Origin of the sequence: Trinickia symbiotica (assembly GCF_003028655.1) — a bacterium.
Taxonomy (GTDB): Bacteria; Pseudomonadota; Gammaproteobacteria; order Burkholderiales; family Burkholderiaceae; genus Trinickia; species Trinickia symbiotica_A.
Genome location: NZ_PYUC01000016.1, coordinates 1 through 15,008 on the forward strand (window position 1 = coordinate 1; position 15,008 = coordinate 15,008).

General features: G+C 65.7%; 15 protein-coding genes. 13 read left to right on the top strand and 2 right to left on the bottom strand.

Features of this window, described 5'->3' with window-relative positions; translation table 11 throughout:
• From C9I57_RS26065 to C9I57_RS26105, 9 genes are all read left to right on the top strand, one after another.
• Positions 1 to 1,226 (top strand): DNA polymerase III subunit gamma/tau C-terminal domain-containing protein (locus C9I57_RS26065; protein WP_308836376.1); only part of this gene is annotated, 1,226 nt, incomplete at its 5' end.
• An 83-nt stretch (positions 1,227 to 1,309) separates the two neighbouring features.
• On the top strand, positions 1,310 to 1,636 hold the full coding sequence (locus C9I57_RS26070; protein ID WP_018441617.1) for a YbaB/EbfC family nucleoid-associated protein: 327 nt from the start codon (positions 1,310 to 1,312) through the stop codon (positions 1,634 to 1,636).
• 37 nt (positions 1,637 to 1,673) lie between these two features.
• Complete coding sequence (recR, locus tag C9I57_RS26075) at positions 1,674 to 2,270, top strand: recombination mediator RecR (protein ID WP_107153487.1); 597 nt, start codon at positions 1,674 to 1,676, stop codon at positions 2,268 to 2,270.
• A 79-nt stretch (positions 2,271 to 2,349) separates the two neighbouring features.
• Positions 2,350 to 3,567: a CaiB/BaiF CoA transferase family protein gene (locus tag C9I57_RS26080; RefSeq protein ID WP_181321957.1), complete on the top strand. Its 1,218-nt coding sequence runs from the start codon at positions 2,350 to 2,352 to the stop codon at positions 3,565 to 3,567.
• 186 nt (positions 3,568 to 3,753) lie between these two features.
• Positions 3,754 to 4,512, top strand: a complete 759-nt coding sequence (gene surE / locus C9I57_RS26085) for a 5'/3'-nucleotidase SurE (protein ID WP_107153600.1) — start codon at positions 3,754 to 3,756, stop codon at positions 4,510 to 4,512.
• Positions 4,509 to 5,363, top strand: coding sequence for a protein-L-isoaspartate(D-aspartate) O-methyltransferase (locus C9I57_RS26090; RefSeq protein WP_107153601.1), 855 nt, complete (start codon positions 4,509 to 4,511; stop codon positions 5,361 to 5,363). Before surE ends, C9I57_RS26090 begins: the two co-directional genes overlap by 4 nt.
• A 5-nt stretch (positions 5,364 to 5,368) precedes the next feature.
• Positions 5,369 to 6,346: a peptidoglycan DD-metalloendopeptidase family protein gene (locus C9I57_RS26095; protein ID WP_107153489.1), complete on the top strand. Its 978-nt coding sequence runs from the start codon at positions 5,369 to 5,371 to the stop codon at positions 6,344 to 6,346.
• Between the two features lie 16 nt (positions 6,347 to 6,362).
• Positions 6,363 to 7,460 (top strand): RNA polymerase sigma factor RpoS, encoded by a 1,098-nt coding sequence (rpoS, locus tag C9I57_RS26100; protein ID WP_107153490.1) that lies wholly within the window; start codon positions 6,363 to 6,365, stop codon positions 7,458 to 7,460.
• Between the two features lie 94 nt (positions 7,461 to 7,554).
• Positions 7,555 to 8,331, top strand: coding sequence for a 3'-5' exonuclease (locus tag C9I57_RS26105; protein ID WP_107153491.1), 777 nt, complete (start codon positions 7,555 to 7,557; stop codon positions 8,329 to 8,331).
• Positions 8,332 to 8,398: 67 nt separating this feature from the next.
• On the opposite strand, the gene C9I57_RS26110 is transcribed toward C9I57_RS26105, so the two are convergent.
• On the bottom strand, positions 8,399 to 9,253 hold the full coding sequence (locus C9I57_RS26110; RefSeq protein ID WP_107153492.1) for an endonuclease/exonuclease/phosphatase family protein: 855 nt from the start codon (positions 9,251 to 9,253) through the stop codon (positions 8,399 to 8,401).
• A gap of 80 nt (positions 9,254 to 9,333) precedes the next feature.
• Here C9I57_RS26110 and rlmD point away from each other — a divergent pair, with 80 nt between their 5' ends.
• Entirely contained in the window at positions 9,334 to 10,749 is a 1,416-nt protein-coding gene (gene rlmD / locus C9I57_RS26115) for a 23S rRNA (uracil(1939)-C(5))-methyltransferase RlmD (protein ID WP_107153493.1), read from the top strand.
• Between the two features lie 68 nt (positions 10,750 to 10,817).
• Here rlmD and C9I57_RS26120 read toward each other — a convergent pair whose 3' ends face one another.
• Positions 10,818 to 11,516 carry a Bax inhibitor-1/YccA family protein gene (locus C9I57_RS26120; RefSeq protein ID WP_018441627.1) on the bottom strand — a complete coding sequence of 233 codons (699 nt, stop codon included), beginning with the start codon at positions 11,514 to 11,516 and terminating at the stop codon, positions 10,818 to 10,820.
• A gap of 290 nt (positions 11,517 to 11,806) precedes the next feature.
• On the opposite strand from C9I57_RS26120, the gene ndk reads away from it, so the two are divergent.
• The 3 genes from ndk to C9I57_RS26135 all read left to right on the top strand — a co-directional run bounded on the left by ndk (position 11,807) and on the right by C9I57_RS26135 (position 14,916).
• On the top strand, positions 11,807 to 12,232 hold the full coding sequence (gene ndk / locus C9I57_RS26125) for a nucleoside-diphosphate kinase (RefSeq protein WP_107153494.1): 426 nt from the start codon (positions 11,807 to 11,809) through the stop codon (positions 12,230 to 12,232).
• 152 nt (positions 12,233 to 12,384) lie between these two features.
• Positions 12,385 to 13,521 (top strand): 23S rRNA (adenine(2503)-C(2))-methyltransferase RlmN, encoded by a 1,137-nt coding sequence (gene rlmN / locus C9I57_RS26130; protein ID WP_107153495.1) that lies wholly within the window; start codon positions 12,385 to 12,387, stop codon positions 13,519 to 13,521.
• A 204-nt stretch (positions 13,522 to 13,725) separates the two neighbouring features.
• Positions 13,726 to 14,916 carry a RodZ domain-containing protein gene (locus tag C9I57_RS26135; protein WP_107153496.1) on the top strand — a complete coding sequence of 397 codons (1,191 nt, stop codon included), beginning with the start codon at positions 13,726 to 13,728 and terminating at the stop codon, positions 14,914 to 14,916.
• Positions 14,917 to 15,008: the final 92 nt, after the last annotated feature.

Below are 15,008 nucleotides of genomic sequence, written 5' to 3' on the forward strand. Positions count from 1 at the left end.
GCCGTGCGCCGTCGACCGCGGCGGCGCCCGTCCGCGCGCGTGGCGCGAAGGTGGAGGCGGGCAGCGGCGCCGGGTTCGTTACCGAATCGCAGCCTGCGTCGGCTTTGACGACGGGGCGGCCCGCTCCCGCGGACTCGCCAGTCGCCGCGCGCTCGGTCGGCGCGGACGCCCACGCCGACGAGCCGGCCACGGATGCAGCGGACAAAGTGAGCGAAGCGCCGCGGCCTGCGGCGATTGTCGCGAACGATGCGCCGCTGCGACCGGTGGAGAAAGAGACGGATGCCGCATCGGATCCGGGTCGTGGCCTCGATACGCGACCGCGTACGAACTCGGCACCGGTCGACACGGCATCGCCCGCGCGAACGGGCGGTGCGAGCGCGGCGCTCGAGGTGTTGCGCAGCGCCGGACTGCGCGTGTCGACGGATCGCGGCCGCGCGAGGGGCGAAGCCGCCAAAGCGGCAACGGCCCCCGCGCCGAAGCCGGCCGCGCCGCGAGTGCCGGTCGATGTTCCCGCGCCGAGGGCACGGCGTGAGGATGGAGGACCTTCCGCGCCGGCTCCCGTATCGGAAGCGCGGGAGCGTCGAGAGCCTCGCGCGGCGCGGGACACCGCGCCGACGCCACCGTGGGACGACGCGCCCCCGCTCGATGCCGCGTTCGACGACTACGTCCCGTTGTCAGCAGAGGACACTTATTTCTCGGCGCCCGATGATGGCTTTGCCCCGCCGGACGACCGAACGGGCGGCGATGCACGCGGCACGCGCGAAAGCGAAACGGCGCCCGCCATCGATCTCACCAAGCTGCCCGCACCGGTGCTGCTCGATACGATCGGTTTCGCCGGCGACTGGCCGGCGCTCGCGGTCGATCTGGGGCTCACGGGCGTGGCGCATCAGCTTGCTTTCAACAGCGAGCTGACGGCGCTCGAGGGCGAAGTCCTGAAGCTCGCGGTGCCGGTGCCGCAATATGCCGAAGCGGCGCAGGTCGCGAAGCTGAAGGCGGCGCTTGCGCAACGGCTCGGCAGGCCAGTCGAGGTCCACGTTGAAGTCGGGCCGGCGCGCCGCACGGCCGCGGTGCTCGAGGCTGCCGCCCGCGCCGAGCGCCAGCGCGAAGCCGAGCGCGAGATCGGCGCTGATCCGTTCGTGCAATCGCTCGTCCGCGAATTCGGCGCCACGATCGTCCCGGGCTCGGTCAAGCCGCTTTCGCCCGATACGGGGGCCAGCGCTCGCTGAAGACCCGTGCCCGCCCACCTGACATTCGGCGCCCGCCCGCTCGGGCCCCGCATTGACATCCATACGATCAAAGGAGCACATCCATGATGAAAGGCCAACTCGCCGGGCTGATGAAGCAAGCCCAGCAGATGCAGGAAAACATGAAGAAGATGCAGGAGCAGCTTGCGCAGATCGAAGTCGAAGGACAGTCGGGCGCGGGCCTCGTCAAGGTGACGATGACCTGCAAGAACGATGTGCGCCGCGTATCGATCGACCCAAGCCTGCTCGCTGACGACAAAGACATGCTCGAGGACCTCGTCGCCGCCGCCTTCAACGATGCGGTACGCAAGGCCGAGGCGACGGTTCAGGAAAAGATGGGCGGCATGACGGCGGGGCTGCCGCTGCCGCCGGGATTCAAGCTGCCGTTCTGAGCGGCGTGTACGCCCGGGTCGAACCGCCGTCATCGTCATGAAACAGCCTTCCGCTCTCGTTGCGCTCGTCGACGCGCTGCGCGCGCTGCCGGGCGTCGGGCCGAAGTCGGCTCAGCGAATGGCGTATCACCTCATGCAGCATGATCGCGAAGGCGCCGAGCGTCTCGGCCATGCGCTTCTCTTCGCAACCGAGCATCTCCGGCACTGCGAGCGGTGCAATACGTTCACCGAGGCCCGGATTTGCGACGTCTGCAGCGATGAGTCGCGCGATCCGACGCTGCTCGCCGTCGTCGAGACACCGTCCGATCAGGTCATGCTCGAGCAGACCATGACCTATCGCGGGCTCTATTTCGTCCTGATGGGGCGCTTGAGTCCGCTTGACGGGATCGGCCCGAAAGAGATCCATTTCGAGCGGCTCGTCAAGCGGGCGACGGACGGCGTGGTCAGGGAAGTCGTGCTCGCGACGAACTTCACGAACGAGGGCGAGGCCACCGCGCACTATCTTGCGCAGGCGCTGAAGGCGCGCGGCCTCGCGGTGACGCGGCTTGCGCGGGGTGTGCCTGTCGGCGGCGAGCTCGAATACGTCGACGCGGGAACCATTGCGCGCGCGATGCTGGACAGGCGATCGATTTGACCGTTGTCGGAGGCAACGGAGAGGCGGCGGGACGACGGACGCTACCGTCGCCGCAATGACGAGCCATGAGAGGAAGACAATGAGCAGTACAGCAGCCGCAACAGCCGGCCCGCTCCAGGGTATCAAGGTCCTCGAGCTCGGCACGCTGATCGCGGGGCCCTTCGCCGCGCGCTTTCTCGGCGAATTCGGCGCCGACGTCGTCAAAGTCGAAGATCCGAAGGGCGGCGATCCGCTGCGCAAGTGGCGGATGCTTTACCCCGAGGCCGGCGGCACCTCGCTCTGGTGGGCCGTGCAAGCGCGCAACAAGAAGTCGGTGACGATCAACCTGAAGGACGAAGAGGGTAAGGAGATCGTCCGGCGGCTCGCGAGCGGCGCGGATATCGTCGTCGAAAATTTCCGTCCCGGGATGCTCGAGAAGCTGGGCCTCGGCTATGACGTGCTTGCGGCGCAGAATCCGGGGCTCGTCATGGTCCGTTTGTCGGGGTACGGGCAGACGGGGCCCTACCGTGACCGGCCGGGCTTCGGCTCGATCGCCGAAGCGATGGGCGGATTGCGGCACATCACCGGCTATCCCGATCTGCCGCCTCCTCGCATCGGGATCTCCATCGGCGATTCGATCGCGGCGCTGCACGGCGTGATCGGCGCGCTGATGGCGCTGCACCACAGGCAGGCGACGGGCGGCAAAGGCCAGGTCGTCGACGTAGCGCTTTATGAAGCCGTCTTCAACATGATGGAAAGCATCGTGCCGGAGTACGGCGTTTATGGCGCCGTGCGCGAGCGCACGGGGGCTTCGTTGCCCGGCATCGTGCCGTCGAACACTTATCCGTGCAGGGACGGCAGCATCGTGATCGGCGGCAACAGCGACCCGATCTTCAAGCGGCTGATGACGGCAATCGGCCGCGCCGACCTCGCCGACGATCCGGCGCTCGCGCACAACGACGGCCGCGTGCCACGCACGCAGGAGATCGACGACGCGATCGCCGCCTGGCTTTCCCAGAGGACGATCGACGAAGCGCTCGAGGTGCTCAACGCGGCAGACGTGCCGGTCGGGCGGATTTACAGCGTCGCCGACATGTTCGACGATCCCCAGTACGCGGCTCGCGAGATGATCCGGCATTTCAAATGGCAGGACGGTCTCGACGTCTCGCTGCCGAACGTGACGCCGAAGCTCTCCGAGACCCCGGGCAGCACGCGCTGGCTCGGCCCGGCGCTCGGCGAGCATACCGACGAAGTGCTGCGCGAGCTGGGTTATGACGACGACGCCATCGCCGGGTTGCGCGAGCGCAACGTGATTTGATCGACACGTCACGGCACGACGACGACCTTGTCCGCCCCCGCCGCCCGGCCATGTCGTACGAGGCGGATGACGAACGCCCGTGCCTTTTTCGACGCGGGCGCGGGTGTGGGTGAAGGGGGACATCGGTGGCGGCGCGCCGTCATGACAGGCGATCAGAGCCGCAATGTCCTCGGTTACAATCGTCGCATGCGAATCTTACTCAGCAACGACGACGGCTATCTGGCACCCGGTCTTGCGGCGCTTTATGAGGCGCTCAAGCGCTTCGGCGACGTGACCGTGATGGCGCCCGAGCAGAACTGCAGCGGCGCATCGAACTCGCTCACGCTTTCGCGGCCGCTCTCGGTGCTGCGCTCGGCAAACGGCTTTTACTACGTGAACGGCACACCGACCGATTCGGTGCACATCGCGCTCACCGGCATGCTCGACGACAAGCCCGATATCGTCGTCTCCGGCATCAACAACGGCCAGAACGTCGGCGAGGACACGCTCTATTCGGGGACCGTCGCGGCGGCGACGGAGGGGGTGATGTTCGGCGTGCCGGCCATCGCTTTTTCGCTCGTCGAAAAGGATTGGGCGCACCTCGAGGACGCGGCGCGCATCGCGGCCGATATCGTCGAGCACTTCCTCACGCATCCGCTGCCGGGCCACCCGCTTCTGAACGTCAACATTCCGAATCTCGCCTACGACGAGATGGGCGACTGGGAGGTCACGCGTCTCGGGAAGCGTCACCCTTCGCAACCGGTGATCCGCCAAACGAATCCGCGCGGTGAACCGATCTACTGGATCGGTCCATCGGGCGCCGCCCTCGACGCAAGCGAGGGTACTGATTTCCATGCGCTGGCGAACGGCCGTGTGTCGATCACGCCGCTCCAGCTCGATCTCACGCATACGCAAATGCTCGCAGCAACGCGCGAATGGTCGCGCGCGGGGCGTCGCGCTTCATGACGAGCGAGCGCGCCAAGCGTTTTCCCTTAGGGCTTGCCGATCTCGAGCGCAAGCCGCGCGGACGCACGGGCGCGGCCGCGGGCACCCCCGTCGGCGGCGACGAGCGAGGGCGCGCGCGCGAGTCCGCCTCGCGGCGAGCTGACACGCTGGCGTCGCAAGCGGCGGACAAAATGGCGGCGCCGAACGTTGCGCTCGCAAGCACGCTTGCGCTTACGTCGGAACGCGTGCGCGAGCGCATGGTCGAACGCCTCCGAGCGAACGGCATTCGTGACGCGCGCGTGTTGAGCGCGATGTCGGCGGTGCCTCGCCACATGTTCGTCGATCCCGGTCTCGCGGCTCAGGCTTACGAGGACTCGGCATTGCCGATCGGCCACCAGCAGACGATCTCGAAACCCTCGGTCGTTGCGCGCATGCTCGAGCTCGCATCGAGCGGACGTGCGCTCGATCGCGTGCTCGAGATCGGCACCGGCTGCGGCTATCAGGCGGCCGTGTTGAGCCGGCTCGCGCGCGACGTCTACTCGATCGAGCGGATCAGGCCGCTTTACGAGCGAGCCAAGCTCAACTTGAGGCCGCTGCGCGTGCCGAATATCCGTCTTCATTACGGCGACGGACGAATCGGCCTGCCGGCGGCGGCGCCGTTCGACGCGATCGTGATTGCGGCGGCAGGTTTCGATGTTCCGCAGGCGCTCGTCGAGCAGCTTGCGGTGGGCGGCCGGCTCGTTGCGCCCGTCGCGGCTCCGAACAGCGACAAGCAGATGCTGACGCTCGTCGAACGCGTCGCGCCGACCCAATGGCGCGAGTCGCAGCTCGATCGCGTTTTCTTCGTTCCTTTGAAATCCGGAGTGATTTGACACCGATGTTTACGTTGCGCGCGATACCAACGAAGAAGATGGACGCTCGTCTGAGCGCCGTTGAACGCGTCATTTGCGCGGTGGCCTTGTCGACGCTCGCCGCATGCGCGACGCGACTCGATCAAGCACCTGTCGTGGACCGCTCGAGCGCGCAGAGCGCGCAGACGTCGCCGGCATCGACGCTGAGCGGGCCGGCAGGACAGGCGGCCGCCGCGCCGCTCGGCCCGCCGCCTCCCGGCTACTACCGCGTAAAGCCGGGCGATACGCTTTATCGCGTGGCGTTGGACAACGGCCAGAACTATCGCGACATCGCGGCCTGGAACAACCTCGCCAATCCGAATCAGATCGAGGTCGGCCAACTGCTCCGCGTGGCACCGCCGGGACAGAACGCGGCGGCCGTCACGCCGGGTGTCGCGGCGGCGCCCGTGGTGGGCGGACCGGTGCAGAGCGCACCGCTTTCGAGCGGCCCGGCGGCGGCGCCGAGCGCGGGCTCGAGCGCTACCTCCGCTAAAGCGGCGCCGCCGATGTACGGCAGCAGCCCGTCCACGGCAACGACGATTCCGCCGCAGCCGCCCGCGACGACCGCAACGGGCCCCGGTCCCGTCACGAACGCAGGAAACCTCGCATTGACATGGCCCGTGCATGGGCCGATCCTCGATCGCTTCGACGATGCGAACAACAAGGGCATCAATATCGGCGGTACGCCGGGCGAGCCAGTCAAGGCCGCCGCCGATGGCCGCGTCGTCTATGCAGGAAATGGGCTGCGCGGATACGGCAATCTCATTATCATCAAGCACAACGCAAACTATCTGACAGCGTATGCACACAACCGCAGTTTGATGGTAAAAGAGGGGGACTCGGTGACCAAAGGCGAGAAGATCGCCGAGATGGGCAACAGTGACGCCGATCGGGTAATGTTGCACTTCGAGGTACGCCAGCAAGGCAAACCCGTGGATCCGATGAAATACTTGCCGCCGCAATAAGCGAAGCGATACGACTATGCCGAAATCGAAGCGCCGCAAGCAGCAAGCCGAGACGGAAACGCTCACCAGTGCCGGGCAGGATCTTGAGCAGGACTTGGGCGTTGCGATGAACGAGGCTGACGACGAAGCCGCCGAGGCCGAAACCGATTTCGGCGCCGAGAGTTCGGCGGGGGAAGGTGAAGAGGGCGAGGAGCGCGAGCGCGCCGGTGACGCGGCGAGCCCCGATCCCGATGATTTCCGGGCGCTTTTGCAGGCGGAACTCACTGCTGACACGATCCAGCACTACCTGAACCGAATCAGCGTAAAGCCGCTGCTGACTGTCGAAGAGGAGCAGCGCTATTCGCGCCTCGCGAAGGCGGGCGAGTTCGAGGCGCGGCAAGTCATGATCGAGCGCAACCTGCGGCTCGTCGTCAGTATCGCGAAGGGGTATTTGAATCGCGGCGTGCCGCTGCTCGACCTGATCGAGGAGGGCAACCTCGGCCTGATGCACGCGATCGAAAAATTCGACCCGACGCGCGGCTTCCGCTTCTCGACTTACGCGACCTGGTGGATTCGCCAGAGCATCGAGCGCGCAATCATGAATCAGGCGCGCACGGTGCGGCTTCCCGTGCACGTCATTCGCGAGTTGAACCAGGTGCTGCGCGCAAAGCGCCACCTCGAAAAGAATTCGATGAACTCGGGCGACGCCAACGAGCGGCGCGATGCCAGCATCGACGATATCGCTTACCTCACCGGTAAAACGACGGACGAAGTCACCGATATCCTCGCGCTGAACGAGCATACGGCCTCGCTCGATGCGCCGCTCGATCTCGATCCGGCAAGCAGCCTGCTCGACCTGCTCTCGGACGACCAGAGCCAATCGCCCGATGCAGAGGTTCAGCACCGCGAGCTCGAAACGCTGACGCGCGCCTGGTTGTCGCGGCTCTCGGACAAGCACCGACACGTGATCGAGCGCCGCTTCGGGCTCAATCACATCGAGCCCGCGACGCTCGAAGAGCTGGCCGATGAAATGGGCCTCACACGCGAGCGCGTGCGGCAGATTCAGCAGGAGGCGCTCGTGCGGCTCAAGCGGTTTTTCGCCTCGAACGGCGTGCGCAAGGACGCTGTGCTTTGAGCCGCTGCGCCGAGGCCGGCGCGGGTGAGGACCGGGCTTCGCGTCGGCCGCCCAAGGCTCGCCCTTATCGACGTGGTTTAGACAGATTTCCTGGATGACGCCTATTCTCGTTTTCGACATCGAGACGGTTCCCGATGTCGCCGGCATTCGCCGGCTCGAAGATTTGCCGGCCTCGATGAGCGATGCGGAAGTGGCCGAGCACGCGTTTGCGGCGCGCCGCGAAAAAACGGGCGCCGATTTCCTGCCGCACTATCTGCAACGCGTGGTGGCGATTTCATGCGTGTTCCGCGACCGCGCGGGCTTGCGAGTGCGCTCGCTCGGCAACGCGGAGGACGGCGAGGCCGCGCTGATTCAGTCATTCTATCGCGTGATCGAAAAGTACACGCCTCAACTCGTATCGTGGAACGGCGGCGGCTTCGACTTGCCCGTCCTCCACTATCGCGCGCTCGTGCACGGCATCGGTGCGCCGCGCTACTGGGATCTCGGTGAGGACGACCGCGATTTCAAGTGGAACAACTACATCAGCCGCTACCACTCACGCCATACGGACTTGATGGACGTGCTCGCCATGTACCAGGCGCGTGCCAACGCACCGCTCGATGCGCTCGCGAAACTGTGCGGCTTTCCGGGCAAGCTCGGCATGGACGGCGGACAAGTCTGGACGGCATTTCGTGACGGGCGCATCGAGGAAATCCGGAGCTATTGCGAGACTGACGTCGTCAATACGTACTTGCTCTATTGTCGCTTCCAGCTCATGCGAGGCGCGTTCACGGCGAACGAGTATGCCGACGAGATCGTATTCGTCAAACAGTCGCTGGCGCAGGAGCCGGGTCCCCATTGGGTCGAATATCTGGCGGCGTTCGGCTGCTGAGGCGCGGCGGAAGTCTCGCCGCGTGCATGTCGCTGCCCGCCTTGTCCGTCAACATAGCCGACGCTCTTCAACGCAGCTCCAGAACGATCGGCTGGTGATCCGACGCGCGCGTCGCGCCATCGATCTCGCAGCGTTGAAGCCGGCTCGTCAGGTCTTCGGTGATGAAGACGAAATCGCAAGCGATCGGCCCCGACGACCATTGCTCCACGTCATAGACGCCTGCCGTCGGCGGTGGCGTATGTCCCGGGTGAAGCGTCGTCCACGCGTCGACGAAACCGGGTGCGCCCGCCAGCGGCGCAATGAACTGCTGATAAGCCTCCGAGCCGAACTCGCTGTTGAAGTCGCCGCAGACGATCGCGCTCACGGGGCGCGCCGTCCCGGCGAACGGACCGGTCGCATTTTCAGCCGGCGCGGGATGGGCGGCATGCCCGGCCGCTTCGAGCTGCAATCGCCTCAACTTGTCCACTTGCGCGACACGCTGCTTGAGCGAATAGTATTCGAGGTGGGTGACGATGATGCGCAACGGCTCGATCGGCGTGCGCACCACGGCCTCGAGCGCCACGCGCTGCATCGACGGAGTGTTCTCGTCGGCTGGCCACGGCAATGTATGACGAATGACTTGCTCGACCGGCAAGCGCGTGGCGAGCGCGTTGCCGAATTGCCGACGCGCGCCGCCGGGCACGAGCGGGGGCAGGTCGGCACCGATCGCTTCGAGCACCGTGAAGCCGGGCAAAGCGGCGGCAAGCTCGGCGAACTGGTCGTCGGAGGGGCCGCCCGGGAGCGAACTGAAGCCGCGCGTGACTTCTTGCAGCGCCAGGACGTCGAAATCGACGATCCGGCGCGCCTCGTCGAGCGTTCGGCCCAGATCGACCACGCCGCTTGCATCGCGTCCCCATTGGATATTCCAGCTTAGCAATCGCATCTCGTTCCTCCGCGCGCCGTCGCGAGGCGCCGTTCGTCTACAATCTCGCCTTTCGTTCTACGTCCGTCAGGAAAAAGCAGGTGTCCGACTCTTCCCGCCATCCCGTTCAGCCGCTCAAAAACGCCGTATCGGCTCAAGCCGCTCCGGCCGAGTCCGTCCGCGCCCCAATTCTCGAGGTGGACTCCCTCGACATGGAGGCGCGCGGCGTGGGACGTCTGAAGACGGAAACGGGCGAGCCCGGCAAGGTCATTTTCGTCGAAGGCGCGTTGCCTGGCGAGCGGGTGACTTATTCGAGCTATCGCAAGAAGCCGAGCTTCGAGCAGGCTCAGGTCGTCGATGTGTTGCGCGAGAGTGTGATGCGCACGACGCCGCGCTGTCGCTTTTTCGGCACCTGTGGCGGATGTTCGATGCAGCACCTCGATGCGCGCGCGCAAATCGCGGTCAAGCAGCGGGTGCTCGAGGACAATCTCTGGCATCTCGCCAAAGTGCGCGCCGAGACCGTGTTCCGCCCGATTCAAGGTCCTTCCTGGGGATACCGTTATCGGGCGCGCCTGACGGTCCGGCACGTCGCGAAGAAGGGCGGCGTGCTCGTCGGGTTCCACGAAAAAAGAAGCAGCTATGTGGCCGACATGACGAGCTGCGAAGTGCTGCCGCCGCATGTTTCCGATTTGCTCGTGCCGCTGCGGCGGCTCGTCGAGAGCCTGACGATCCGTGACCGGCTGCCGCAGATCGAAGTGGCCGTCGGCGCGAGCGTGACAGCGCTCGTGCTACGCGTACTGGAGCCGCTCACCGCGGACGACGAGGAGCGGGTGCGCGCGTTCGCCGACCAGCACGGCGTGCAGTTCTGGCTTCAACCGAAGGGCCCGGACACGGCGGTGCCATTTCATCCGCTCGACGTCGAGCTGGACTACACGTTGCCCGAGTTCGGGATCCGCATGCCGTTCAAGCCGACGGATTTCACGCAGGTGAATCACGCGATCAACCGCGTGCTCGTCGGCCGCGCCCTGCGGCTGCTGGCGCCGGCGCGCGGGGACCGCGTGCTCGACCTTTTTTGCGGGCTCGGCAACTTCACGCTGCCGCTTGCGCGTCTCGCGCGCGAGGTCGTGGGCATTGAAGGCAGCGAGACGCTGACGGCGCGCGCGCTCGCCAACGCCAAGGAAAACGGCGTCGACGGACATACGACGTTCGCGTGCCGAAACCTGTTCGAGATTACCGCCGACGACCTGCGCGCGTTGGGCGCATTCGACAAGTTTCTCATCGATCCGCCGCGCGAGGGGGCGCTTGCCGTATCCAAGGCGCTCGCCGAAATTGCGCAAAGCGGAGAGGGGCCGATGCCGGCGCGTATCGTCTATGTCTCGTGCAATCCGGCGACGCTCTCGCGCGACGCAGGCCTGCTCGTGCACGAAGCCAGCTATCGCTTGAAGGGCGCGGGGGTCGTCAACATGTTTCCGCACACGTCTCACGTCGAATCGATCGCTCTCTTCGAACGCGGTTGACGGCGATCAGAGAGACGAGCGCATAAAAAAAACCGGCCCGAAGGCCGGTTTTTTTACCGCGGTCGCGGTCAGTTGCGGTTGCCGCCGAAAATGCCGAGCAGCGACAACAGGTTCACGAACACGTTGTACAGATCGAGGTAGATCGCAAGCGTGGCCGTGATGTAGTTCGTCTCGCCGCCATTCACGACGCGCTGGACATCGAACAGCATGTAGGCCGAGAAGATCGCGATCGCGAGGACGGACACCGTCAGCATCAGCGCCGGCAGGTGCAGGAACATGTTCGCCACCATGGCGAGCAGCAGCACGATCACGCCGACGAAGAGCCACTTGCCGAGACCGGAGAAGTCGCGCTTGCTGACCGTGGCGATCGTCGCCATCGCGGTGAAAATCACGCCCGTGCCGCCGAATGCGAGCATGATGAGCGACGGCCCGTTCGAGAAACCGAGGATGAAGGCCAGGAGCCGCGACAGCATCAGCCCCATGAAGAAGGTGAAGCCGAGCAGCACGACGACGCCGACGCTGCTGTTTTTCGTCCGCTCGATCGCGAACATGAAGCCGAACGCGATCGCGAAGAACGCCAGCAGGCTCATGGCCGGACTCGTCGCCGCAAAGAGCGAGAAGCCCGTCACGACACCGACCCACGCTCCGAGTACAGTCGGCACCATCGACAGCGCGAGCAGCCAATAAGTGTTCCGTAGCACGCGATTGCGCGTTTCCGCCGTGGCGATGGCGCCGCCGCGGCCGAAGTTGTACGGATAGTCGTTCATGCTTTCTCCTTGCGTAAGACGCAGTAACGTTCGACGATGCCCGGGCGCCCAACGCGGCCCATTTCTCCAGCATCCCGACACTAAGATAAGTACCGGCCGCCGGAGTTTCAACGTCTCGTGGTCTCTTTCGAGCAAATTTCGAGCGTTTTCAGACGCGCTGACCTCTCCCGCCGGTCGTCACTGCTTCAGACCTTTCACGGGAGAAAGGGTTCGATCGCAATCATACACCGGAACATGCTACAATTGCGGATTCGTTAAGATTCGTAACCCCTTAATTTTTTGGAGTTTTTATGGCGATCGAGCGTACCCTGTCGATTATCAAGCCCGATGCGGTGGCAAAGAACGTGATTGGTCAGATCTACAGCCGCTTCGAAAACGCGGGCTTGAAGGTCATCGCCGCTCGCATGGTGCATCTGTCGCGCGCCGACGCGGAAAAATTCTACGCCGTTCACGCGGCACGGCCGTTCTTTAAGGATCTCGTCGAATTCATGATCTCGGGCCCCGTCATGGTCCAGGTGCTCGAGGGTGAGGACGCGATCGTGAAGAACCGCGACCTCATGGGCGCGACCGATCCGAAGAAAGCGGAAAAGGGCACCATCCGCGCGGACTTTGCCGACAGCATCGATGCGAATGCGGTGCACGGCTCCGATGCGCCCGAAACGGCACGCGTCGAAATCGCCTTCTTCTTCCCTGAGGCCAACGTCTACTCGCGCTGATTCGCGCTGGCCGCGCGCCGAAGCGGCACCGGGCCGCATCGGCGCGAACACGGACATGGGCGCTTTCGCGCCCAGCGCGCACCGGAATCATCACCGCGGGTGCGACGGCATGCGCAATGCGGCACCGAGGTACTGAAACAGCAGGATCCGACATGACGAGCAGTTCCACCGTCAACCTTCTCGACCTCGACGCTCCGGGGCTCGTCGCTTATTGCGACAGCCTCGGCGAGAAGTCGTTTCGCGCGAAGCAGCTGCAGCGCTGGATCCACCAGTACAACGCGGCCGATTTCGACGGCATGACCGATCTCGCGAAGTCGCTGCGCGAGAAGCTGAAAGGGCGCGCGACGATCACGATGCCGCCCGTCGTGAGCGATCATCTCTCGGCCGACGGCACGCGCAAATGGCTCGTCGACGTCGGCAACGGCAACGCAGTGGAAACCGTGTTCATCCCGGAGGAAACGCGCGGCACGCTTTGTGTGTCGTCGCAGGCCGGGTGCGCCGTCAACTGCCGGTTCTGCTCGACGGGCAAGCAGGGCTTTTCCCGCAATCTCACCACGGCGGAAATCATCGGCCAGCTGCGCATGGCGGAATTCGCGCTGCGGGCGTCGCGGGGCGGGCAGCCAACGGAGGGCAAGGGCGAGCGCGTCATCACGAACGTCGTGATGATGGGCATGGGCGAGCCGCTGCTCAACTACGACGCGCTCGTTCCGGCGCTATCGCTCATGCTCGACGACAATGCGTACGGACTGTCGCGCCGCCGCGTGACAGTGTCGACTTCGGGCGTGGTGCCGATGATGGACCGACTCGGCGCCGACTTGCCGGTGGCGCTCGCGGTCTCGCTGCACGCGCCCAACGATGCGCTGCGCGACGAGCTCGTGCCGCTCAACAGGAAGTACCCGCTCGCCGAACTGATGGCGGCCTGCCGCCGCTACTTGCGCGTCGCGCCGCGCGATTTCATCACGTTCGAATACTGCATGCTCGACGGCGTCAACGACACCGACGCGCACGCGCGCGAATTGCTCGCCGTGACGGCCGATGTCCCGTGCAAATTCAACTTGATTCCGTTCAATCCGTTCCCGGAATCGGGCCTGATCCGCTCGAAGCCGGAGCGAATCAAGCGGTTTGCCGAAATCCTGATCGACGCGGGCATCGTGACGACGGTGCGCAAGACGCGCGGTGACGACATCGATGCGGCGTGCGGGCAGCTTGCGGGGGCAGTCAAGGATCGGACGCGTCTCGCCCAGCGAACGGGGCGCGCAAGCAAGGTCATAGAAGTGCATCGCGCGTAATCCGGTCTGATCGGGGCCCGCCGAACCGCGGGGTGGACCGGAGCGCTGCGGCGAATCGCGCCGGACGTCGATGCGATGAATGAAAGAAGTAGGATGAAAGCGGTACGAACTACCGCACTTTTGTTATAAACGGTCTGCGAAACCGGACGCGGGGGAAATCCGGCCGGGACGCACAGGTGGAAAGAATCGACGCGAGGATCAGGGATGAGTGAGCCGCAGCAGCAGCAGGAAAATGAGGGCACTCAGACGAGCGTAGGACTATCGGGGTCAGTCGGCGCCGGCGGCAATGGCGCACCGCGAAGCGCGCAGGCGACCGGGCCGGCGTTTTTCGACACGCTCGCCGCGGCCGGGAAGCGCCTTGCGCAGCTGCGCGAGGCAAAGGGCTGGTCGATCGACGACGTATCGGCGCGACTCAAGGTGCCGGTGCCGAAGATGCGCGCGCTCGAGGCGGGAGACATCAGTCAACTGCCCGGCACGACGTTCGCGCTCGGCGTGGTGCGCAGCTACGCGAAAATGCTGGGAGTCGATCCGGCGCCGTTCGCGCAGGCGCTGCGACGCGACAAAGGCGAGCCCGAGCCGGATCTCTCGATGCCGGCCTCGACGGGCACGGACTTGCCGAGGGGCCGCGTATCGGTGTCCCTCGGCGGCTCGCCGCGTCATCGCTCCTGGTGGTGGGGCGTCGCGGCGGTCATCGTCGCGCTGATCGCCCTCGTCATGTGGCGCAGCGGCGGCGAATCGCCGGCTTGGCTTGCGCGCCTGAAGGCGAGCGCCAACGGGGGCGCCGTCGGCTCGGGCGAGGCCTCGGCGACGGCGGCGCAAGGGCAGACCGTCGCATCGGGGGCGGCGATCGTCGCCGATAACGGAGCGTCCGACGCGAACACGGCGGGCGAGGCGGGCGGCGGTCAATTGGCTGCAGGCGCGAATGCGGCGTCGACATCGGCGGAAGGCGCCGCGGCGTCGGCGTCGCAGGCCGAAGCGGCGGCGCCCGGGGTCTCGACGCCGTCGGCAGCGGCCTCGAGTGCCGCGACGATGCCGGAGGCCTCCGCGGCGAGCTCGCCGGCCAAGGCGGCCGCGCCAAGCTCGAGCGCAGCGCAGTCGCCGCAAGCCGTGGCGACGAATGACGCGTCCGGTGCAACGGTCGCGCCGGGGGTGTCGACGGTGGCCTTCACGGTCACGCAGGATAGTTGGTTCAGCGTGCGCGACAAGAGCGGCAAGGAACTCTTCTCCGGTATTGTCCATGCGGGCGATACGAAGGAAATCCAGGGCGAAGAGCCTTTCAAGGTCGTGGCAGGCAATCGCGCGGGCGTCCAATCGGTGACGCTCGACGGCAAGCAGGTCGACGCGGCCAAGTACGGAACGGGTAAAGGCAACGTGTCGCGCTTCTCGTTGCCGTGAGGTCGAAGGCGAGCGCCGGGCGGCTGAGTCCGTGCGCGCTCGCTCGAATGTGACGCGTCTCGCGAGCGCGCGGCGCGAGTGGCATAAACCGG